This is a genomic window from Streptococcus sp. HMSC072D05 (assembly GCF_001815805.1).
Classification (GTDB): domain Bacteria; phylum Bacillota; class Bacilli; order Lactobacillales; family Streptococcaceae; genus Streptococcus.
Genome location: NZ_KV822038.1, coordinates 324,546 through 348,012 on the forward strand (window position 1 = coordinate 324,546; position 23,467 = coordinate 348,012).

21 protein-coding genes are annotated in these 23,467 nt (G+C 40.4%); 18 read left to right on the top strand and 3 right to left on the bottom strand.

The features are described from left to right. Position 1 precedes the first annotated feature (1 nt). The 8 genes from rpoD to HMPREF3057_RS07455 all read left to right on the top strand — a co-directional run bounded on the left by rpoD (position 2) and on the right by HMPREF3057_RS07455 (position 5,875). A complete protein-coding gene (rpoD, locus tag HMPREF3057_RS07420) occupies positions 2-1,111 on the top strand; it encodes an RNA polymerase sigma factor RpoD (protein WP_000201892.1) in 1,110 nt (369 codons plus the stop codon). 14 nt (positions 1,112-1,125) lie between these two features. Further along, on the top strand, positions 1,126-1,455 hold the full coding sequence (locus HMPREF3057_RS07425) for a metal-sulfur cluster assembly factor (RefSeq protein ID WP_000331930.1): 330 nt from the start codon (positions 1,126-1,128) through the stop codon (positions 1,453-1,455). Between the two features lie 113 nt (positions 1,456-1,568). After that, positions 1,569-2,612: a glycosyltransferase family 4 protein gene (locus HMPREF3057_RS07430; protein WP_008276348.1), complete on the top strand. Its 1,044-nt coding sequence runs from the start codon at positions 1,569-1,571 to the stop codon at positions 2,610-2,612. 8 nt (positions 2,613-2,620) lie between these two features. Beyond that, a complete protein-coding gene (locus HMPREF3057_RS07435; protein ID WP_070697073.1) occupies positions 2,621-3,946 on the top strand; it encodes a glycosyltransferase family 4 protein in 1,326 nt (441 codons plus the stop codon). Positions 3,947-3,966: 20 nt separating this feature from the next. Next, on the top strand, positions 3,967-4,155 hold the full coding sequence (locus HMPREF3057_RS07440; protein ID WP_000735790.1) for a PspC domain-containing protein: 189 nt from the start codon (positions 3,967-3,969) through the stop codon (positions 4,153-4,155). A 29-nt stretch (positions 4,156-4,184) separates the two neighbouring features. Next, positions 4,185-4,319 (top strand): DUF4044 domain-containing protein, encoded by a 135-nt coding sequence (locus HMPREF3057_RS07445; protein WP_000863851.1) that lies wholly within the window; start codon positions 4,185-4,187, stop codon positions 4,317-4,319. Positions 4,320-4,390: 71 nt separating this feature from the next. Next, complete coding sequence (gene obgE, locus HMPREF3057_RS07450) at positions 4,391-5,701, top strand: GTPase ObgE (protein WP_000061637.1); 1,311 nt, start codon at positions 4,391-4,393, stop codon at positions 5,699-5,701. A gap of 9 nt (positions 5,702-5,710) precedes the next feature. Then, positions 5,711-5,875: a hypothetical protein gene (locus HMPREF3057_RS07455; RefSeq protein WP_000502578.1), complete on the top strand. Its 165-nt coding sequence runs from the start codon at positions 5,711-5,713 to the stop codon at positions 5,873-5,875. 35 nt (positions 5,876-5,910) lie between these two features. On the opposite strand, the gene HMPREF3057_RS07460 is transcribed toward HMPREF3057_RS07455, so the two are convergent. Then, on the bottom strand, positions 5,911-6,381 hold the full coding sequence (locus HMPREF3057_RS07460) for an arginine repressor (RefSeq protein WP_001043018.1): 471 nt from the start codon (positions 6,379-6,381) through the stop codon (positions 5,911-5,913). A 523-nt stretch (positions 6,382-6,904) separates the two neighbouring features. Continuing rightward, entirely contained in the window at positions 6,905-9,187 is a 2,283-nt protein-coding gene (locus tag HMPREF3057_RS07465) for a Xaa-Pro dipeptidyl-peptidase (protein WP_070697075.1), read from the bottom strand. A 412-nt stretch (positions 9,188-9,599) separates the two neighbouring features. Here HMPREF3057_RS07465 and HMPREF3057_RS07470 point away from each other — a divergent pair, with 412 nt between their 5' ends. The 9 genes from HMPREF3057_RS07470 to sdbB all read left to right on the top strand — a co-directional run bounded on the left by HMPREF3057_RS07470 (position 9,600) and on the right by sdbB (position 20,886). After that, positions 9,600-12,701 (top strand): DNA polymerase III subunit alpha, encoded by a 3,102-nt coding sequence (locus HMPREF3057_RS07470; protein ID WP_070697077.1) that lies wholly within the window; start codon positions 9,600-9,602, stop codon positions 12,699-12,701. 81 nt (positions 12,702-12,782) lie between these two features. After that, a complete protein-coding gene (gene pfkA / locus HMPREF3057_RS07475; RefSeq protein WP_000820882.1) occupies positions 12,783-13,790 on the top strand; it encodes a 6-phosphofructokinase in 1,008 nt (335 codons plus the stop codon). A 66-nt stretch (positions 13,791-13,856) separates the two neighbouring features. Next, a complete protein-coding gene (gene pyk, locus HMPREF3057_RS07480) occupies positions 13,857-15,362 on the top strand; it encodes a pyruvate kinase (protein ID WP_001042826.1) in 1,506 nt (501 codons plus the stop codon). A gap of 160 nt (positions 15,363-15,522) precedes the next feature. Then, positions 15,523-16,782, top strand: coding sequence for a UDP-N-acetylglucosamine 1-carboxyvinyltransferase (locus tag HMPREF3057_RS07485; RefSeq protein WP_001227102.1), 1,260 nt, complete (start codon positions 15,523-15,525; stop codon positions 16,780-16,782). A gap of 15 nt (positions 16,783-16,797) precedes the next feature. Continuing rightward, positions 16,798-17,349 carry a GNAT family N-acetyltransferase gene (locus HMPREF3057_RS07490; protein ID WP_001028741.1) on the top strand — a complete coding sequence of 184 codons (552 nt, stop codon included), beginning with the start codon at positions 16,798-16,800 and terminating at the stop codon, positions 17,347-17,349. After that, positions 17,342-18,619, top strand: coding sequence for a CBS-HotDog domain-containing transcription factor SpxR (gene spxR, locus HMPREF3057_RS07495; protein WP_000033809.1), 1,278 nt, complete (start codon positions 17,342-17,344; stop codon positions 18,617-18,619). Before HMPREF3057_RS07490 ends, spxR begins: the two co-directional genes overlap by 8 nt. A gap of 15 nt (positions 18,620-18,634) precedes the next feature. Continuing rightward, a complete protein-coding gene (locus HMPREF3057_RS07500; protein ID WP_000631558.1) occupies positions 18,635-19,495 on the top strand; it encodes a methionyl aminopeptidase in 861 nt (286 codons plus the stop codon). 125 nt (positions 19,496-19,620) lie between these two features. Beyond that, on the top strand, positions 19,621-20,328 hold the full coding sequence (ccdA2, locus tag HMPREF3057_RS07505) for a thiol-disulfide oxidoreductase-associated membrane protein CcdA2 (RefSeq protein WP_000443810.1): 708 nt from the start codon (positions 19,621-19,623) through the stop codon (positions 20,326-20,328). A 12-nt stretch (positions 20,329-20,340) separates the two neighbouring features. Beyond that, positions 20,341-20,886, top strand: a complete 546-nt coding sequence (sdbB, locus tag HMPREF3057_RS07510) for a thiol-disulfide oxidoreductase-associated lipoprotein SdbB (protein ID WP_000755591.1) — start codon at positions 20,341-20,343, stop codon at positions 20,884-20,886. A 29-nt stretch (positions 20,887-20,915) separates the two neighbouring features. On the opposite strand, the gene pbp3 is transcribed toward sdbB, so the two are convergent. Then, positions 20,916-22,157 carry a D-alanyl-D-alanine carboxypeptidase PBP3 gene (gene pbp3, locus HMPREF3057_RS07515; RefSeq protein ID WP_025172939.1) on the bottom strand — a complete coding sequence of 414 codons (1,242 nt, stop codon included), beginning with the start codon at positions 22,155-22,157 and terminating at the stop codon, positions 20,916-20,918. A 104-nt stretch (positions 22,158-22,261) separates the two neighbouring features. On the opposite strand from pbp3, the gene HMPREF3057_RS07520 reads away from it, so the two are divergent. Beyond that, entirely contained in the window at positions 22,262-23,371 is a 1,110-nt protein-coding gene (locus tag HMPREF3057_RS07520; protein WP_000489828.1) for an AI-2E family transporter, read from the top strand. Positions 23,372-23,467: the final 96 nt, after the last annotated feature.

Sequence of the window (23,467 nt, forward strand, 5' to 3'; positions counted from 1 at the left end):
AATGGCAACAAAACAAAAAGAAGTAACCACATTTGATGTGCAAGTAGCGGACTTTATCCGTAACCACAAAAAAACAGGAACAGCAACAGATGATGAAATCAATTCAAGTCTGGTTATTCCTTTCACCCTCGATGCAGACGGCATTGAAGACCTTTTGCAACGGATTCAGGATGCTGGAATTTCTATCACAGACAACGAAGGAAATCCAAGCGCGCGTGTGCTTAGTGCAGAAGAAGAACCAGAACTCAGTGATGAGGACTTGATTGGCTCAACTTCTGCCAAGGTTAATGACCCAGTCCGTATGTATTTGAAGGAAATCGGGGTCGTTCCTCTCTTGACCAACGAAGAGGAAAAAGAATTGGCTCTAGCAGTTGAGGCTGGTGATATTGAAGCCAAACAACGTCTTGCAGAAGCCAACCTTCGTTTGGTGGTTTCGATTGCTAAGCGCTACGTAGGGCGTGGCATGCAGTTTCTGGATTTGATCCAAGAAGGAAACATGGGCTTGATGAAGGCTGTTGACAAGTTTGACTATTCAAAAGGATTTAAGTTTTCTACGTATGCAACTTGGTGGATTCGTCAGGCAATCACTCGTGCCATCGCTGACCAGGCCCGTACTATTCGTATCCCTGTCCACATGGTAGAAACCATTAACAAGCTTGTCCGTGAACAGCGTAATCTCCTTCAAGAATTGGGACAAGATCCAACTCCTGAACAAATCGCTGAGCGTATGGATATGACACCTGACAAGGTCCGTGAAATCCTAAAAATCGCTCAAGAACCAGTATCACTTGAAACACCGATCGGTGAAGAGGACGATAGCCATCTTGGGGACTTTATCGAAGACGAAGTGATTGAAAATCCAGTAGACTACACAACTCGTATCGTCTTGCGTGAGCAGTTGGATGAAGTTTTGGATACTCTTACAGACCGTGAAGAAAACGTCTTGCGCTTGCGTTTCGGACTAGATGATGGAAAAATGCGTACTCTTGAAGATGTTGGTAAAGTCTTTAACGTGACTCGTGAGCGTATCCGTCAGATTGAGGCCAAGGCTTTGAGAAAATTGCGCCAACCAAGTCGCAGCAAACCCCTTCGTGATTTTATTGAAGACTAAGAGTGAGGAATAACATGGCTTATACAGAAGAGCAAATTGAAACGATCAAAACACGCATTTTAAATGCTTTGGAAGAAGTCATCGACCCTGAGTTGGGGATTGATATTGTCAACCTAGGTTTGATTTATGAAATTCGTTTTGATGGTGAAACAGGTCACACTGAAATTGATATGACCTTGACAACTATGGGCTGCCCACTGGCTGACCTTTTGACAGACCAGATACATGATGCGATGACAGATGTGCCTGAGGTAACCAATACCGAAGTTAAATTGGTCTGGTATCCAGCTTGGACGGTTGAAAAAATGAGCCGATACGCGCGTATCGCCCTAGGAATTAAATAAAGACTAAGAAAAATGTGAGAGACGATTGGAAAATAGGATAATTTTATCCTTTTTCCAATCGTCTCTTCTTTCTTTTGCTGATTTTCTGGAAATAAAATGGTATAATGAAAGGTATGGAAAACGAAAAATTGCGTATTAATATGCTAAGTTCAAGTGAAAAAGTAGCTGGTCAAGGAGTGTCAGGAGCTTATCGAGAATTGGTTAGTCTCCTTCACCGCGATGCCAAAGACCAGTTGATTGTTACGGAGAATCTTCCTGTAGAGGCAGATGTAACTCATTTTCACACTATTGATTTCCCTTATTATTTATCTACTTTCCAAAAGAAACGCTCTGGGAGAAAAATTGGCTATGTGCATTTTTTGCCTGATACGCTTGAGGGGAGTTTGAAGATTCCATTTTTCCTAAAAGGAATTGTCAAACGCTATGTTTTTTCCTTTTACAACCGAATGGAACACTTGGTGGTGGTCAATCCCATGTTTATCGAGAATTTGGTGGCTGCTGGTATTCCGCGTGAAAAAGTAACTTATATTCCAAACTTTGTAAACAAAGAAAAATGGCATCCATTACCAGCTGAACAGGTTGCACAACTCCGAAAGGAAATGGATCTTGCGGAAGATCAGTTTGTCGTAATCGGTGCGGGTCAGGTTCAGAAACGTAAAGGGATTGATGACTTTATCCGTCTTGCTGAGGAATTGCCAGAAATTACCTTTATCTGGGCAGGTGGTTTTTCATTTGGTGGGATGACAGATGGTTATGAACGCTACAAGAAGATAATGGACAATCCACCCAAAAATCTTATTTTCCCTGGAATTGTGTCACCGGAACGGATGCGGGAGCTTTACGCTATGGCGGATCTATTCTTGCTACCAAGTTACAATGAATTATTCCCTATGACTATCTTAGAGGCCGCTAGTTGCGAGGCTCCTATTATGTTAAGAGATTTGGATTTGTATAAGGTTATTCTTGATGGGAATTATCGTGCTACAAGTGATGTTTCCGAGATGAGAGAAGCAATCCTAGAATACAAGAATGACCCTGAAGCCTTAAAGGACTTGAAAGAAAAAGCTCGCGAGATCTCCAAAGAGTACTCTGAGGAGCATTTGTTGGAAATCTGGTTAAAATTTTATCGAGAACAGGCTGCTTTGGGCAAAAAGTGAGGTAATTTATGCGAATTGGTTTATTTACAGATACCTATTTCCCTCAGGTTTCCGGGGTCGCGACTAGTATACGGACCTTGAAAACTGAGCTTGAAAAGCAGGGGCATGCAGTTTTTATCTTTACAACGACTGATAAAGACGTGAACCGATACGAGGATTGGCAAATTATTCGCATTCCGAGTGTCCCTTTCTTTGCATTTAAGGATCGACGATTTGCCTACCGAGGTTTTACAAAGGCGCTTGAAATTGCCAAGCAGTATCAACTCGATATCATTCATACCCAGACAGAATTTTCTCTTGGTTTGTTAGGAATTTGGATTGCGAGAGAATTGAAAATCCCAGTTATTCATACCTACCATACCCAGTATGAAGACTATGTGCATTACATTGCTAAGGGCATGCTAATTCGTCCGAGTATGGTAAAATATTTGGTGCGTGGCTTCCTTCATGATGTAGATGGCGTGATTTGCCCTAGTGAGATTGTTCGTGACCTTTTATCGAAATACAAAGTCAAGGTTGAAAAGCGGGTCATCCCAACTGGAATTGAGTTGGCTAAGTTTGAACGACCTGAGATCAAAGAGGAAAACTTACTAGAGCTTCGTTCGAAGTTAGGTATTCAGGAAAGTGAGAAAATGCTGCTGAGCCTTTCGCGTATTTCTTATGAGAAGAATATCCAAGCAGTCTTAGCTGCCTTTGCGCAGGTTTTGAAAGAAGAAGACAAGGTGAAGTTGGTTGTTGCTGGAGACGGACCTTATCTGAATAGTCTGAAAGAACAAGCAGAGAAATTAAACATACAAAAACATGTGATTTTTACAGGTATGATTGCTCCAAGTGAAACAGCTTTGTACTATAAAGCAGCTGATTTCTTTATTTCAGCCTCTACGAGTGAAACTCAGGGTTTAACCTATCTAGAAAGTCTAGCCAGTGGAACGCCTGTTATTGCTCATGGCAATCCCTATCTTGAAAATCTGATCAATGATAAAATGTTTGGGACCCTCTACTATGGAGAACGAGAGCTTGCGGGCGCTATCCTTGAAGCATTGATCGCTACTCCTGATATGTCTGAACAAAAGTTGGCTGATAAGTTGTACGAGATTTCGGCTGAAAATTTTGGGAAACGAGTTCATGAGTTTTACCTTGATGCCATTATCTCAAATAACTTTGAACATGAGCTACATGATGGACAACCTGTCACTCAGCGCTTCTTAAAAACGATTCTCTATCTACCTCAACAAGCTGTTACAAGCCCAGTAAAAGAATCCAAGCGTATTTTAAGAGCGTCTCGAAAACAATTGTCTAGCATCAGAGATTATTGGAGAGACGAATTCAAATAATAGAATAAGAGGAAGAAAAAATGAAAAAATTAATGAGAAGCGGAAAAGATCAAAAAATTGGTGGAGTATGCGCAGGAGTTGCTCATTATTTTGATATTGATCCAACAATTGTTCGTGTCATTTGGGCTGTTCTTGCATTTTGTTATGGGACAGGAGTCCTTGCTTATATCATTTTATGGTTGATTGCACCAGTTTCAACAGAATATTAAATTAGAATTATATAGAAAAAGGAGAAGTTATGGCTTTTGGAGATAACGGAAAACGTAAAAAAACATTGTTTGAAAAGGTGACACTTGTTGTCGTGCTCATCATGTTGTTTGTAACCCTTGCTGGTATCTTTGCAACTGCGCTTGGAGCTTTTAGTAGATTCTAAGCAAGCTACGGGGATAGAAACAATAACTAATGACTGGGTTCTCCCCAGCCTTTTTAAAGTGAGAAGAAAATATGAGTATGTTTTTAGATACAGCCAAGATTAAGGTCAAGGCTGGTAATGGTGGCGATGGCATGGTTGCCTTTCGCCGTGAAAAGTATGTCCCTAATGGCGGTCCTTGGGGTGGTGATGGTGGACGTGGAGGAAACGTTGTTTTCGTGGTAGACGAAGGCTTACGTACCTTGATGGATTTCCGCTATAACCGTCATTTCAAGGCTGATTCTGGTGAAAAAGGGATGACCAAAGGAATGCACGGACGTGGTGCAGAAGATCTTCGTGTTCGCGTACCACAGGGGACTACTGTACGTGATGCGGAAACAGGAAAAGTCATTACAGACTTGATTGAACATGGTCAAGAGTTTATCGTGGCTCATGGTGGTCGAGGTGGTCGTGGAAATATCCGTTTTGCCACTCCAAAAAATCCTGCACCTGAAATCTCTGAGAATGGAGAACCAGGACAAGAACGCGAGTTGCAACTGGAATTGAAAATCTTAGCGGATGTTGGCTTGGTCGGTTTCCCATCTGTTGGAAAATCAACTTTGCTTAGTGTCATCACTTCAGCTAAGCCCAAAATCGGTGCTTACCACTTTACGACGATTGTCCCAAATTTGGGTATGGTTCGTACACAGTCAGGTGAATCTTTTGCAGTAGCAGACCTTCCAGGTTTGATTGAAGGGGCCAGTCAAGGGGTTGGTCTTGGAACCCAGTTTCTTCGTCATATCGAACGCACTCGAGTTATCCTCCATGTCATCGATATGTCAGCTAGTGAAGGACGTGATCCTTATGAGGACTACCTTGCTATCAATAAGGAATTAGAATCCTACAACCTTCGTCTCATGGAACGTCCACAGATTATCGTGGCCAACAAGATGGATATGCCTGAAAGTCAGGAAAATCTGAAAACTTTCAAGGAAAAGTTGGCAGCAAACTACGACGAGTTTGAGGAACTTCCAGCCATCTTCCCAATTTCTGGATTGACCAAGCAAGGTTTGGCAACTCTTTTGGATGCGACAGCTGAATTGTTAGACAAGACTCCAGAATTCCCGATTTATGATGAATCCGATATGGAAGAAGAGGCTTACTATGGCTTTGACGAGGAAGAAAAAGCCTTTGAGATTAGTCGTGATGATGATGCGACATGGGTACTTTCTGGTGAAAAACTCATGAAACTCTTTAACATGACCAACTTTGACCGTGACGAATCGGTCATGAAGTTTGCCCGTCAGCTTCGTGGTATGGGAGTTGACGAAGCCCTTCGTGCGCGTGGCGCCAAAGATGGCGATTTGGTCCGCATTGGTAAATTTGAATTTGAATTTGTAGACTAGGAGATTGATATGGGAGATAAACCGATATCATTCCGAGATGCAGATGGCAATTTTGTTTCTGCAGCAGATGTATGGAATGAAAAGAAACTAGAAGAATTATTTAATCGTCTCAATCCTAAACGCGCTCTTCGATTGGCACGTACAAAGAAAGAAGAAACACAGTCAAAGAAATAAAAAATTCCCGTGATCTTTTAATCACGGGATTTGTTTTATTCACTAAAGAAAAATGGTGGCGCATATTTTTTAAGACTCTCAAAACAAGCCTGCGCTTTTGTAGCATCTTCACAGATAATCATGCAGACATCGTCTCCACAAAGGGTTGCAACGATATCTGGAAAGGCCAAGGAATCAATTACAGATCCAAACGATTGGGCTAAACCGGGTAAAGTTTTCAAAATAACTTGGTGTTGCACAGGACGCAACATAACAAGAGCATCTTCCATATAGTTTTCAAGACGTTTTTCCCATTTGGAGATAGACCCTGTATTTAGCACATAGTAAGAATTATCCTCTTCGCGCACTTTTGAAAGGTTCATGGTTTTGATATCGCGTGATAGAGTAGCCTGAGTCACTTGGATATCATTTTCCGCTAATAAGGCTTGTAATTCAGCTTGTGTATGGATTTTGTTTTTTGAAACGAGGGCGCGGATAAGTTGGTGTCTGTGTTCTGATTTGTTCATAAAGTAAGTACTCCTTTTACAAGGTACAGTAGCGTGGACTGAACGATAACGTCAGTCGGGTGGTAGGCGGTATTGTCACGTATGATGATTTCGCAGTCAGTAGGATAAAGAACTAGATGGAGAGATTCTCCTTCTTTTAACTTTGTCACTAGTTGCGTGCAGATAAACTGGGTAGCAATCCGTTCATCTACATTGATGTTCTTTAATGACAGTGAATCATTCAATTTGGGTAGCTTTTTGTCACGGCGTTTTGTGAATTCACTCTAAATGTTAATTCACAGAGATTTCCAACATGTGGTCTAGTAGCGAATATGATAAATGGTTACACATGTTGGTTAGGGGGAGTATCTTTTGTCCAAGTTCTATCTAGGGGCTTCTAAAATGCTTTTAGATGAACTGTGGATTTGATACAAAGTTTATGTTTGATTCGACTGTTCAAGTGGAAAACTTTTGTTATAGGAAGTTCAATGGTCAAATTCATTGACTTTTCCTTTGAATCCTTTCATATTGAAAGTCTGGTAGATTATACCTTTTGACAAGGTAGGATAAGACTAGACTGTGCTAAATCAACAGTCAACTGATAGTCTGTATTATCTCGAATTGTAATCTCAAAGTCTGTTGTATAGAGAACCAAACGGAGAGTATCTCCTTCTTTAAGTTTGTAGATAGTTGGTTGAAGCTCTAGCTTGAAGTCCATCCATTCATTTGGTTGGACTTCTTCAATCGTCAAGAGATTGGTTCGATTTTGAAGATTAAGGTAGCCTTTGGTGATGACACGTTGGGCACTTGGGTTGAATGGCAGTTCACAGAGATTTTCTAACATGTGGTAACGACCATTATCAATGGTTCTAGCACTTAAAACAGCTGGATAAGGCTGCAGATATTTCTTTTGTCCAAGTTCTAACAGTTGGGCTGATAATAAGCCCTTGTTCGTACTCGTTTTGACACGAAGTTTCAGCGCCACTCGCCCATTTAAGTAAAGGTTTTGACTTACTGGAAGGTCAATGGTGATCTGATTGGCTTTACCTTGGTAAAGTTCGGTGTTGAAGATCTGGTAAGTCTTTCCATAACGATCAAAATCTTTTTGATCATACTGGTTTTGAATCACTTTTTCTTCAGTTCCAAGAGAGAAGGTATGCAGTTCATCCTGTTTGCCAAAGTTATCAAGACCTTGCCATTTTTGCGGTGCGATATTGTCCTGCCAGATGACAGTCGGAAGTTGATAGCTTGAGTCAAGTCCTAGCAATTTCATACTTAACAAGGCATTCATGGACTCGCGGAAGTCGATCGACTGCCAGTTGTTCATATAGACATGGGCACCATGATGGAAAAAGAGGTGCTTATTGATATGGCTAGGAAGGGCATGAAACATCTGGTAAACATGAAGAGGTTTGACGTTCCAATCCTGGGAACCATGCGTAAAGACGACCTCAGCTTGAACCTTGTGAGCATTGAGCAGATAGTTGCGGTCATGCCAAAACTGATTGTAGTCACCAGTCTTGCGATCGAGTTTCTCTTTAACCTTTTCTAAGTCTGCTTGATGAGCTTCATTGCCACGAATATAGTCACCAGCTTGGAGGTTGCGGGAGTAGGTCAGTTCAGCAAGTGAGTCAAAATCCTCACCCGGATAACCACCTGGGCTGGTTACTAGACCATTTTCCCGATAGTAGTTGTACCAAGAGGAAATACCTGCTTCTGCGATGATGACTTCTAAGCCATCAACACCAGTGGTGGCGAGACCATTGGACATGGTACCTAGATAAGAAATACCTGTTGTTGCGACTTTGCCGTTTGACCAGTCAGCTTTGACCTCACGATTCCGCATGTGGTCAGTAAAGGCGCGACAACGACCATTAAGCCAATCAATGACATTTTTATAAGCTTCAATCTGCTGGTAGTCACCATTGGTCATGAGCCCTTGGGAATCCCTGGTACCAACACCCGATACATAGAGATTGGCAAATCCACGTGGGAGGAAGTAGTCATTTAGAGTATATGAGCTATTGATATGAGATAGCTTTTCTTCAGCTTCTGAGACGACTTCTGCTTGACCATGAGGTTCAACTAAATTCAGCTTAGGTTCCTCAAGTTCAATGGTGTGGGGCAGTTTGACCTCAAGCTCCCCTTCCATTTTGTAGAGAGCCTTGTCACTGGCTTTGTCGTTGGTCCCTTGGTGATAAGGGCTGGCAGTCATAAGAGCAGGTACTTGACCATCATAACGCGGGCGAATAATGCTGACCTTGACTAAGTCAGGGAGACCGTCGTTATCAGTATCCACACGACTCTCGACATACAAGACTTCACGAATGACATCATGAGTAGTGAAGGTTGCCAAGCTCTTACCGTTAAAGTAGTGGTAGTGATTATCTTCTGAAATGAGTCCATCACTAACAAGCTGATCGATGAGCGTATTTCCTTTTTTCGTTCGCGTATTGAGTAACTGATAAAGATTTTCAATGAGATCTCCATAAACAATAGGAAAACCAGTTTCTTTACGAAACTGTTCGGCATCCTCAAAGTCAACAAGATAGCTAAATCCTAAAAGTTGAAAAACTACTGTGTAGAAAATCTCCGCAGTTAACTCACGGTCTGACTGGAAAAAAGTTACTAAATCTGTTTCTTTATCCGCAGCCAAAGTCGACAAGGCATAATCCGTGTTAGAATAAGTGAAAAAACTCCAACGAATGAAATCTTCAAACTGTCTTTTTAAGGACAGTTGGGGTGACAGCTTTAGACCAAGACCTTCTAATTCCTCAAATCGTTGAGAACTAGTGGTTGGTTGATAGCTGAATTGATTAAAACGCATGTTTCTCTCCTTTGAAAACAACTAAATTTATTATATCAAAAAAGAGGGAAAAATGGAATAAATAAACTTAAATGAAATAAATTTCTTAAACCAGCATATCTATTTGGTAAGTTATTATAAAATACTGAATAAATACTATAGAAGTAAGCCTTTTTCTAGAGATTTTTATATGTAAAACTGCATATAACTCCTATCTTTATTATTCTTCGTTTGGTATAAATATATCTAAATTTACATTTAAAACTATTATATAATATTAATTTTTATTTTCTTCCTTTGAAAAGTGAAGAATTTAACACTAAGAAGAGAAGAAGTTTGTAACTGAGGATATTGAAAAGAAAGTGCAGAGTTGCTTCAATATCCAGCTTAAAATGGTATAATAGTAGTAAAACGAAAGCAAGGAGGAGAAGAAATGATTGCACAGCTCGACACCAAGACTGTTTATAGTTTTATGGAAAGTGTGGTTTCGATTGAAAAATATTTACAAATGGCTAAAGAATACGGCTATTCTCACCTTGCTATCATGGATGTGGATAATCTCTATGGAGCCTATCATTTTCTAGAAGCAACTCGTAAGCATAGCATTCAACCTTTAATTGGTTTAGAAATGACCTTGGTCAAAGATGAGGAGAATCTCTCTCTACGTTTTCTAGCCCTATCCACTAAAGGTTATCAAGAGTTGATGAAGTTATCCACTTTAAAAATGACTGGACGGAAAAATTGGTCTGACTTCACCTCCCACCTCGAAGATGTTGCTATTATTGTTCCCTATTTTGAGGGAATCGAACAGTTAGATTTGGGGCACGATTATTTTATCGGTGTCAGTCTAGATACTCCTCAAGAAGTCTTTACTAGACCAATTCTTCCACTCTATCAGGTCAACTCTTTTGAAAAAGAAGATATTCAAGTTTTACAAATCTTATCAGCAGTCAAGGACAATGTCAGTCTGAGAGAAGTGGATCTGCATTCACAACAAGGGATTTTTTTACCTGCCTCAGACTTGGAAGCACGGTTTAAAAATCGCTTCCCTCAGGCGCTTGCCAATCTCCAAGGTCTGATAGAGAATGTAAGCTATCAAATCGACCCAAGTTTAAAACTCCCTCGCTTTAATCCTGAAAGACCAGCGGTCGAAGAACTTAGAGAGAGAGCTGAGCAAGGCTTGAGTGACAAGGGGCTAACCTCAGCTATCTATCATGAGCGACTGAATGAGGAATTAGCTGTGATTCATGATATGGGCTTTGACGATTATTTCCTTGTAGTTTGGGATTTGCTCCGTTTTGGACGTTCCCAAGGATATTATATGGGAATGGGGCGTGGTTCTGCGGTTGGTAGTCTGGTGGCTTACTCACTGGATATTACAGGAATTGACCCGGTTGAGAAGAACTTGATTTTCGAGCGCTTTTTAAATCGTGAGCGCTATACCATGCCCGATATCGATATCGACATCCCTGACCTTTATAGGCCGGAGTTCATTCGCTATGTTCGTGATCGCTATGGTAGTCAACATGTGGCACAGATTGTCACTTATTCGACCTTTGGAGCAAAACAGGCAATTCGTGATGTTTTCAAACGTTATGGTGTCCCTGAGTACGAATTAACAAATATTACGAAAAAAATCAGTTTCCGAGATACGCTAACGACGGCCTATGAAAAGAATTTGCAATTTAGACAGGTCATCAATAGTAAGATCGAATACCAAAAAGCTTTTGAGATTGCTCGAAAGATTGAAGGGTATCCTCGTCAGACCTCTATCCATGCGGCAGGAGTCGTTATGAGTGACCAAGACTTGACGGACTATATTCCTCTAAAATATGGTGAGGATATGCTCATCACCCAGTATGATGCTCATGGTGTTGAAGCCAATGGACTTCTAAAAATGGATTTCCTCGGCTTACGTAACCTGACTTTCGTACAAAAAATGAAAGAATTACTTGCGGAATCAGAGGGCGTTCATCTAAAAATCGAAGAGATTGACCTGGAAGACAAAGAAACTCTGGCCCTCTTTGCTGCTGGAAATACCAAGGGGATTTTCCAATTTGAACAACCTGGCGCCATTCGGCTCTTGAAACGAGTTCAGCCGCAAGTCTTTGAAGAGGTAGTAGCAACGACATCCCTCAATAGACCGGGGGCAAGTGATTATATTGATAATTTTGTCGCTCGTAAGCATGGTAAAGAAAAGGTGACGGTGTTAGACCCTGCCTTAGAAGACATCCTTTCATCAACCTACGGTATTATGCTCTATCAAGAGCAGGTTATGCAGGTAGCTCAACGCTTTGGAGGATTCAGTCTTGGTAAAGCCGACATTCTCAGACGTGCCATGGGTAAGAAAAATGCCAAAGAGATGCATCTGATGAAGGAAGATTTTATCACAGGAGCTATGAAATTGGGGCATACAGAAGAAAAGGCCAACCAAGTTTTTGCAGTGATGGAAAAGTTTGCAGGCTATGGATTTAACCGATCCCACGCTTATGCCTACTCAGCACTGGCATTCCAACTAGCTTATTTCAAGACACACTATCCTGCTATTTTCTTTCAAGTTATGTTGAACTATTCTAGCAGTGATTACATTGTAGATGCATTGCAGATGGGCTTTGAAGTAGCTCCCTTAGCAATCAACAGCATTCCCTATCATGATAAAATTGCTAAGAAGAAAATCTATCTTGGTCTAAAAGCCATTAAGGGAATGCCAAGAGATTTGTCTTACTGGATTATTGAAAATCGTCCTTTCTCAAGCATTGAATATTTTGTCACACGTCTTCCCAAGAATTACAAGAAATTGTCGCTTTTGACGCCTTTGGTTGAACTAGGACTTTTTGATGAATTTGACAAGAATCGCCAGAAAATCTTAGTGAACCTACCAAACTTATTTGTCTTTGTTGAGGAGTTAGGTGGACTCTTTGCGGATACAAATTATAGTTGGACTGAAGCTGATGATTTTACTGAGGCAGAGAAATTTTACAAAGAGCAGGAACTGATTGGGGTAGGTATCAGTCCCCATCCTCTCCAAACTCTTGCCAAACAAGCCCTATATCCGACCACTCCAATCACTAATCTAACCGAGGGAGCTCAAGCCACTCTCCTAGTTGAAGTGCAAAAGATTAAAGTGATTCGAACCAAGAAAGGCGAGAGTATGGCTTTTCTACAGGTTCATGATAGTAAGTCTCGGATGGATGTAACTGTATTTTCAGACCAATATAGAAAATTTGCTTCCAATTTATCCGAAGGGAAATTTTACTACATCAATGGCAAAGTTCAATCTCGAGATGGTCGTCTGCAAATGATTGCACAAGATTTGAAAGAAGCAGTGGCGGAACGATTCTGGATTCAAGTTAAAAATCATGAAAATGATAAAGAGATTTCAAATATCCTAGAACAATACAAAGGCCCAATCCCTGTCATTATCAGGTATGAAGAGGAAGGAAAAACGGTTGTTTCTACACAACATTTTGTAAGAAAAGATTCTGCTCTAGAGGAAAAATTAGAGGGAATTGCTATGAAAACGATTTATCGCTAAAAATACGGAAAATAGAAGAATTTTCGATTTAAATGTGGTATAATCAGTAGGAATGTTAAAAGAAAAAGGAGCATAAACCAAATGAAACGTATTGCTGTTTTGACCAGTGGTGGAGACGCCCCTGGTATGAATGCTGCCATCCGTGCAGTAGTTCGCCAAGCAATCTCAGAAGGAATGGAAGTTTTTGGTATCTATGATGGATACGCAGGTATGGTTGCCGGTGAAATTTATCCGCTTGATGCTGCTTCAGTAGGAGACATCATTTCTCGTGGTGGTACTTTCCTTCATTCTGCTCGTTATCCTGAGTTTGCACAACTTGAAGGCCAACTTAAAGGGATTGAGCAATTGAAAAAACACGGTATCGAAGGAGTCGTAGTTATCGGTGGTGATGGTTCTTATCATGGAGCTATGCGCTTGACTGAGCATGGATTCCCTGCTATTGGACTTCCAGGTACAATCGATAACGATATCGTAGGTACTGACTTTACAATCGGATTTGATACTGCAGTTACGACTGCAATGGATGCGATTGATAAGATTCGTGATACATCATCAAGTCACCGTCGTACTTTCGTTGTTGAAGTAATGGGACGTAACGCTGGTGATATCGCTCTTTGGGCTGGTATCGCAACTGGTGCTGATGAAATTATCATCCCTGAAGAAGGCTTCAAGATGGAAGATATCGTAGCTAGTATCAAAGCTGGTTATGAGCACGGTAAAAAACACAACATTATCGTTTTGGCAGAAGGTGTTATGTCAGCAGCTGAATTTGGTCAAAAACTAAAAGAAGCAGGAGACACTAGTGACCTTCGTGTAACAGAACTTGGTCACATCCAACGTGGTGGATCACCAACTGCGCGTGACCGTGTATTGGCATCACGCATGGGGGCACACGCTGTTAAACTCCTTAAACAAGGAATCGGTGGTGTCGCTGTTGGTATCCGTAACGAAAAAATGGTTGAAAATCCAATTCTTGGTACAGCAGAAGAAGGAGCTTTGTTTAGCTTAACTGCAGAAGGTAAGATTATTGTTAACAACCCTCATAAAGCTGATCTTGAACTTTCTGCTTTGAACAAGAGCTTGTCCTAATCAACTTTCATTAATTTGGTAACATGACCATAAAAGGTCGAATTATATAAAGGAGTCACAAAAATCATGAACAAACGTGTAAAAATCGTTGCAACTTTAGGTCCTGCGGTTGAAATCCGTGGTGGTAAAAAATTCGGTGAAGACGGATACTGGGGTGAAAAACTTGATGTTGAAGCTTCAGCTCAAAATATTGCTAAATTGATTGAAGCAGGAGCAAACACTTTCCGTTTCAACTTCTCACACGGTGACCACCAAGAACAAGGTGAGCGTATGGCAACTGTTAAACTTGCTGAAAAACTTGCAGGTAAAAAAGTTGGTTTCCTTCTTGATACTAAAGGACCTGAAATCCGTACAGAATTGTTTGAAGGTGACGCAAAAGAGTACTCATACAAAACTGGTGAAAAAATCCGTGTTGCAACTAAACAAGGAATCAAATCAACTCGTGATGTGATTGCTTTGAACGTTGCTGGTGCCCTTGATATCTACGATGATGTTGAAGTTGGTCACCAAGTTTTGGTTGACGATGGTAAATTGGGTCTTCGTGTTTTCGTAAAAGACGATGCAACTCGTGAATTTGAAGTAGTCGTTGAAAATGACGGTATCATTGCTAAGCAAAAAGGTGTAAACATCCCAAACACTAAAATTCCTTTCCCAGCACTTGCTGAACGCGATAACGATGATATCCGTTTCGGTTTGGAACAAGGTATCAACTTCATCGCTATTTCATTTGTACGTACTGCAAAAGACGTTGAAGAAGTTCGTGCAATCTGTGAAGAAACTGGTAATGGTCACGTTCAATTGTTTGCGAAAATCGAAAACCAACAAGGTATCGATAACTTGGATGAAATCCTTGAAGTAGCTGATGGTATCATGATTGCCCGTGGTGACATGGGTATTGAAGTACCATTCGAAATGGTTCCAGTTTACCAAAAAATGATTATCACAAAAGTAAATGCAGCTGGTAAAGTCGCTATCACAGCAACAAACATGCTTGAAACTATGACTGAAAAACCACGTGCAACGCGTTCAGAAGTATCAGACGTGTTTAACGCTGTTATCGACGGAACCGACGCTACAATGCTTTCAGGTGAGTCTGCAAATGGTAAATACCCACTTGAGTCAGTAACAACAATGGCTACAATTGACAAGAACGCTCAAACTCTTTTAAAAGAATACGGTCGCTTGTCGTCTGTTAACTTGTCACGTAATTCTAAGACTGAGGTTATGGCTTCAGCTGTTAAGGATGCGACAAACTCTATGAATATCAAGTTGGTGGTTACTCTTACTAAGACAGGTCACACTGCTCGTTTGATTTCTAAATACCGTCCAGATGCTGATATCTTGGCAATCACTTTCGATGAATTGACTCAGCGTGGTTTGATGCTTAACTGGGGAGTTATCCCAGTAACAACTGATCGCCCATCAAACACTGATGATATGTTTGATCTCGCTGAAAGAATTGCAGTTGAGCAAGGTTTGGTAGAATCTGGTGATGATATTGTTATCGTTGCAGGTGTACCACTTGGCGAAGCTGTTCGTACAAACACAATGCGTATCCGTACAGTACGTTAATCTAACATTAAGACTTATCATTTCAAGCTGAACAGCTTGAATGATAGGTCTTTTTTTATCAAAATGGAATGGTATTTAGTAAATAGGAATGGGAAAAAACTGAAAATTATGATATAATAGAACGAAAAGACCTTTTTAGTAAATTTTGAAAGAGTAAAACATGAGAAAAATTGTCATCAATGGTGGACGTCCATTGCAAGGTGAGATCACCATTAGTGGTGCTAAAAATAGTGTTGTAGCGCTTATTCCAGCTATTATCTTATCAGATGATATTGTCACTTTAGATTGTGTTCCAGATATTTCAGACGTTGCTAGTCTTGTCGAAATCATGGAAATCATGGGGGCATCTGTTAAGCGTTATGACGATGTCTTGGAGATTGATCCAAGAGGTGTTCAAAACATTCCTATGCCTTATGGCAAAATTAATAGCTTGCGTGCTTCTTATTATTTCTACGGAAGTCTTTTAGGTCGCTTTGGTGAAGCTACAGTTGGACTTCCTGGTGGATGTGATCTGGGACCTCGTCCGATTGACCTTCACTTAAAAGCCTTTGAAGCCATGGGTGCTAAGGTCAGCTATGAGGGAGATAATATGAATTTATCTGCCCAAGGTAAGGGGCTTCATGGCGCAAGTATTTACATGGATACCGTCAGCGTTGGAGCAACTATTAACACCATGATTGCTGCGGTTAAAGCTAAGGGACGTACTGTCATTGAAAATGCGGCTCGTGAACCGGAAATTATCGATGTTGCTACCCTTTTGAACAACATGGGGGCCCATATTCGTGGTGCAGGGACTGATATTATCATTATTGATGGTGTCGAGAAACTACATGGGACTCGTCACCAAGTAATTCCAGATCGTATCGAAGCTGGAACTTATATTTCACTTGCTGCAGCGGTAGGAAAAGGAATTCGCATTAACAACGTTCTCTATGAACATTTAGAAGGCTTTATCGCCAAACTAGAGGAAATGGGCGTTCGTATGACGGTCTCAGAAGACAGTATCTTCGTTGAAGAACAGTCTGGTTTAAAGGCCATCAATATCAAAACTGCACCCTATCCAGGGTTCGCAACCGATTTGCAACAGCCTATCACGCCACTTTTACTAACTGCGCAAGGTCGTGGAACGATTATTGATACGATTTATGAGAAACGTGTCAATCATGTCTTTGAGTTAGCAAAAATGGATGCGGATATTACGACTACAAACGATCACATTATTTACAACGGTGGTCGTAACTTACACGGGGCAAGTGTAAAAGCTACAGACTTGCGAGCTGGTGCTGCACTTGTCATCGCTGGCTTGATGGCTCAAGGCCAGACTGAAATTACGAATATTGAGTTTATCCTTCGTGGCTACTCAGATATTATTGAAAAATTGCGTAGTCTTGGAGCAGATATTACACTCGTTGAAGACTAAGCCGTTGAGGTGATTATGAATATTTGGACCAAATTAGCAATGTTTTCTTTTTTTGAAACGGAGCGCTTGTATTTGCGTCCTTTCTTTTTTAGTGACAGTCAAGCGTTTTTCGAGATTGCTTCAAACCCTGAGAATTTGCAGTTTATTTTTCCCAGTCAAGCAAATTTGGAAGAAAGTCAGTACGCACTTGCTAACTATTTTATGAAGAATCCTCTGGGTGTTTGGGCAATTTGTCTTCAAGGAAATCAGGAAATGATTGGCTCTATTAAATTTGAAAAAATCGATGAAATCAAAAAAGAAGCAGAAATTGGTTATTTCTTAAAAAAGGATTCTTGGTCACAAGGTTATATGACAGAAGTAGTTACCAAACTATGTCAGCTTTCATTTGAAGAATTTGGTTTAAAACAATTATCCATCATCACTCATCTGGAGAATCAAGCTAGTCAAAAAGTAGCCTTAAAATCGGGTTTTAGCCTCGTCCGACAGTTTAAGGGAAGCGATCGCTATACACGAAAAATGAGGGACTATCTTGAATTTCGATACATAAAAGGAGAATTCAATGAGTAAACACCAGGAAATTTTGTCCTATCTGGAAGAGTTGCCAATTGGGAAGAGAGTTAGTGTTCGCAGTATTTCCAATCACCTAGGTGTTAGTGACGGAACAGCCTACCGAGCTATTAAAGAAGCTGAAAATCGTGGCATCGTTGAAACTCGGCCACGTAGTGGAACTATACGGGTCAAGTCCCAAAAAGTGGCTATTGAGCGGCTAACCTATGCTGAAATTGCTGAAGTCACCTCCTCTGAAGTTTTAGCTGGTCAGGAAGGGTTGGAGAGAGAATTTAGCAAATTCTCCATTGGGGCTATGACAGAGCAAAATATCCTGTCCTATCTCCATGATGGTGGTCTTTTGATCGTAGGAGACCGCACTCGCATTCAACTTTTAGCGCTGGAAAATGAAAATGCGGTCCTTGTGACAGGTGGTTTTCATGTCCAGGACGATGTTCTTGAGTTGGCTAATAAAAAAGGGATTCCAGTTCTGAGGAGTAAACATGACACTTTTACAGTAGCGACCATGATTAACAAAGCCCTCTCAAATGTTCAAATCAAAACCGATATTCTGACAGTCGAAAAGCTCTATCGTCCCAGTCATGAGTATGGTTTTTTGAGAGAAACGGATACAGTCAAAGACTATCTAGACTTGGTCCGTAAGAACAGAAGTAGCCGTTTCCCAGTCATTAACCAACACCAAGTGGTTGTCGGGGTTGTTACTATGCGTGACGCAGGAGATAAATCCCCCAGCACAACGATTGACAAGGTGATGACGCGAAGTATCTTTGTAACAGGCTTAGCGACCAATATTGCCAATGTCAGTCAACGAATGATTGCAGAAGACTTTGAGATGGTTCCCGTTGTCAGAAGTAACCAAACCTTGCTTGGAGTAGTAACGAGACGAGATGTCATGGAAAAGATGAGCCGTTCTCAGGTTTCAGCTTTGCCAACTTTCTCCGAGCAAATTGGGCAAAAACTATCCTATCATCATGATGAAGTCGTCATTACTGTTGAGCCTTTCATGCTGGAGAAAAATGGTGTCCTTGCTAATGGAGTCTTGGCTGAAATCCTCAACCATATGACCCAAGACCTCGTTGTCAATAGCGGACGTAATCTCATCATTGAGCAGATGTTGATTTATTTCTTGCAGGCTGTGCAGATAGATGATACTCTGCGGATTCAGGCTCGGATTATTCACCACACGAGACGTTCAGCTATTATTGATTATGATATTTATCATGGTCATCAGATTGTTTCAAAAGCAAATGTTACGGTTAAAATTAATTAGAATCTAGGAGAAAAAATGATAACTTTAAAATCAGCACGTGAAATCGAAGCCATGGACAAGGCTGGTGATTTCCTAGCAAGTATCCATATCGGCTTACGTGATTTGATTAAGCCGGGCGTAGATATGTGGGAAGTTGAAGAGTACGTTCGTCGACGTTGTAAAGAGGAGAATTTCCTTCCTTTACAGATTGGAGTAGATGGTGCAGTCATGGATTACCCCTATGCCACTTGTTGCTCTCTCAACGACGAAGTAGCTCATGCTTTTCCACGTCATTACATCTTGAAAGATGGCGATTTGCTCAAGGTTGACATGGTACTGGGTGGTCCGATTGCCAAATCCGACCTCAATGTATCTAAACTCAACTTCAACAATGTTGAGCAAATGAAAAAATACACCCAAAGTTATACTGGTGGTTTAGCTGACTCATGTTGGGCTTATGCGGTTGGTACACCGTCTGAAGAAGTGAAAAACCTGATGGACGTGACCAAGGAAGCTATGTATAAAGGGATTGAGCAAGCAGTTGTTGGCAATCGTATCGGTGATATCGGTGCAGCCATTCAAGAATACGCTGAAAGTCGCGGTTACGGTGTCGTTCGTGATTTGGTTGGTCATGGTGTTGGTCCAACTATGCACGAGGAGCCAATGGTTCCTAACTACGGTATTGCAGGGCGTGGACTCCGTCTCCGTGAAGGAATGGTACTAACTATTGAACCCATGATCAATACTGGTGACTGGGAAATTGATACAGATATGAAGACTGGCTGGGCTCATAAGACTATAGATGGCGGCCTGTCTTGCCAATATGAACACCAGTTCGTGATTACCAAAGACGGTCCAGTTATCTTGACTAGTCAAGGTGAAGAAGGAACGTATTAAAAAAAGGAGCTTAGCTCCTTTTTTTGTGTCAAATTTTATCAAAATAAATAAGCGTAGCAGACTTCTTACAAATTTATTCTTTTGTAGTAAAATAGGATTAGAATTTTGAGAAAGTAGGTAATTCGTTGGAGTCGATTATATTTCTAGTATCCGTTTTTTTAGCTGGTATCCTGTCCTTCTTTTCACCCTGCATCTTTCCTTTGCTACCTGTCTATGCTGGTATTTTACTGGATGATCAGGGAAATTCGAAAAGCTTTCGCTTTTTTGGAAGAGACGTTGCATGGTCTGGTTTAATTCGAACCTTGTGCTTTATTGCAGGAATCTCCCTTATTTTCTTTATTTTAGGATTTGGAGCTGGATTCCTAGGGCACATGCTCTATGCAGACTGGTTTCGTTATGCTATGGGAATAGTCATTATTCTTTTAGGGCTTCACCAGATGGAAATCTTGCATTTCAATAAACTGGAGATTCAAAAGACAGTCACCTTCAAACAATCCAAGTCTAATCACTATCTGTCAGCCTTTTTACTTGGGATAACCTTTAGTTTTGGTTGGACCCCTTGTATCGGACCGGTTTTAAGTTCGGTCTTGGCTCTTGCAGCTTCAGGAGGCAATGGTGCTTGGCAAGGAGCCGTGTTAACATTAGTATATACATTGGGAATGGCCCTTCCTTTCATTGTTTTGGCCTTGGCTTCGGGCTGGATCATGCCCTATTTTAGTAAATTAAAACCCCATATGATCCTACTAAAAAAAATCGGGGGAGCTTTGATTATTTTGATGGGATTATTATTAATGCTAGGGCAGTTAAATGCCTTGTCAGGAATTCTTGGATAAAAGGAGAAAAATATGAAAAAAGTTATTTTTGCTGGATTGAGCCTCATGTCTCTATTTTTGTTGATTGCTTGTGGTGAAAAAGAAACCAAACAGACAAGCAGTCCAAAACAACCTGCTGTACAACAAATCGCAGTCGGTAAGGATGCTCCAGACTTCACCTTGCAGTCTATGGATGGCAAAGAAGTGAAGTTATCAGACTATAAAGGGAAAAAGGTTTATTTGAAATTCTGGGCTTCTTGGTGTGGACCATGTAAAAAAAGCATGCCTGAGTTGATGGAACTAGCTGCCAAACAAGATCGAGACTTTGAAATCTTGAGTGTCATTGCACCTGGTCTCCAAGGTGAAAAAACAGTTCAAGACTTTCCAAAATGGTACCAAGAACAAGGCTACAAGGATATTCCAGTTCTATATGATACGCAAGCAACTACCTTCCAAGCCTACCAAATTCGTAGTATTCCAACAGAATACTTGATTGACAGTCAAGGTAAAATCGGAAAAATCCAATTTGGTGCTATTAGCAACGCTGATGCAGAAGCGGCTTTTAAAGAAATGAAATAAAGAAAAAATCGCGAAGAATCGCGATTTTTTTATAATTTTTCATTGATAAAGCGGATGAATTGGTTCCACCAAACCTTCAAAAAGAAGGCTTTTTCTACTTTCTTTTCAGAAACCATTTCAAAAGATGGTTTGTCGGAAGTGAGATAGCCCTGACCGACCAAATCCTGATCATCATAGGTTAGAGTACCAACAACCTTGCCTTCTTCCAATGGAGCCATTTCTGATGTTGATTTCGGTGTGAATTGGAGAGTAGGTGTAGTACCGCTTCCGATGCGTTGGACGATGGAAATGTCTGACTTAGCGACAGCTGTCACATTATCTTCCTTACCATCCAGAACTGTTACTTTACTATCGTTGTATGCTTCACTTTTCTGAACAACAGTTTTTAAGGCAAAGTTTGCAGAAATATAATCTAAAAGTGCAGAAGTAGCAGTAAAACGTGCATAAGGGTTGGTATCTTGTTGATCTGCATTCAAAACAACCGTAATAATACGCATCCCTTTCTCAACAGTTGTTCCAACGAATGAAGCACCAGCTTTATCAGTAGTACCTGTCTTTAGTCCATCAATACCACCACGATAGGCAGGCATTCCCTCCAACATATAGTTGGTTGAGTGGATTTCAAGTCCTGCAAATGTAGAAGTTGGTTTTTTGGTGATTTCCAAAACTTGAGGATAATCTCGGATGAGGTTACGAGCGACGATTGCAACGTCGTAGGCACTCAACTTGTTTTCATCGTCTTTTTTAGAACCAGGATAGATATTATCGCCAAGTGTCTCATTATTTAAACCAGTTGTGTTTACAATAGTTGCATCTTGAATTCCCCATTCAAGAAGTTTAGCCCTCATTTTGTCTACAAAGTCTTTCTCAGAACCAGCAATCTTTTCTGCTAGTGCAATCGCAGCGCTGTTCGCGCTGGATACCATTGTAGCCTCTAATAGCTGTTCAACAGTATAATTTCGGGCTTCCATAGGGACGTTACTCGCCTCAGAATTAGTTGTAAGTTTGTAAGGATAGTCCGAAATATCAACAGGTGTAGATAGGCTGATAGTTCCTTGTTCCAGAGCTTCATAGACCAGATAAACTGTAACTAGTTTTGTAATAGAAGCAATTTCTACAGGCTGATTTGCATCTTTTTCATAGAGGATTTTTCCAGTTGTAGCCTCGACAGCAATAGCATGTTTAGCAGCAACATCAAACTCCTGAGCAGAAACAGTAGAAGCTGTTCCAAAAACTAAAAGTGTCATAAAAGATAAAATTATTTTTTTCATATTAACTTTATTTTATCATAAAGAAAAAAAATATTCTCGCTTTTTTACTAAAGCCATCTTATCTTTTTCAGAAATGTGGTAAAATAGAGAGAAGGAGGATACCTATGTTCCGTAGAAACAAATTATTTTTTTGGACAGCTGAAATTTTATTATTAACACTGATTTTCTATCTTTGGAGAGAAATGGGGGCCATCATTACTCCCTTCGTGACGGTTGTGAATACCATCATGATTCCATTTTTGCTTGGTGGATTTTTTTACTACATTACAAATCCAGTCGTTACTTTCTTAGAAAAGAGATGTAAGATCAATCGTCTAATTGGTGTCTTGGTCACTCTTTGTGCCTTAATTGGTGCTATCGTTGTGGGGGTCGTTTATCTCTTGCCGATTTTGATTAATCAGTTGACCAGCTTGATTATTTCTAGTCAAAACATCTATAGTAGACTACAAGATTTGATCATTGATTTGTCCATGAATCCAGTCTTCCAAAATATTGATATTCAACAAACTATTCAACAACTGAATCTCTCCTATGTGGATATCCTCCAGAATATCCTAAATAGCGTCAGCAACAGTTTAGGAAGCGTTCTTTCAGCTTTGTTTAGTACGGTTCTGATTCTCATTATGACCCCTGTATTCTTGATTTATTTCTTGTTGGATGGTCATAAGTTGCTACCAATGTTGGAACGTACCATCTTAAAACATGACAAATTGAATCTTTCTAGCCTTTTAACCAATCTCAATACAACTATAGCCCGTTATATCAGTGGAATTGCGATTGATGCGGTTATTATTGGATGTTTAGCCTATATTGGCTATAGCGTTATCGGATTAAAGTACGCCCTAGTTTTTGCTATTTTCTCTGGAATCGCAAATTTGATTCCTTATGTTGGTCCAAGTATTGGCTTAATTCCAATGGTGATTGCCAATGTGTTCACGGATCCTCATCGTATGTTGATTGCGGTTGCTTATATGCTTATTATTCAGCAGATTGACGGAAATGTTCTCTATCCACGTATCGTTGGAGGGGTTATGAAAGTACACCCGATTACAATCTTGGTGCTCCTTTTACTGTCAAGTAATATCTACGGTGTCATAGGAATGGTCGTAGCAGTACCTACTTACTCTATTTTTAAAGAAATTACTAAGTTCCTAGCGAAATTATATGAAAACCATAAAGAAGCTAAGGAACTGGAAAAAACAGAATCAAATTAAAATCAGGGAAACCTGATTTTTTGATGAAAATACTATCTCCAAACAAAAAGAAGTTTGAATTCATATTGCTATAAAGAAGCAGAAGAACAGGATTTG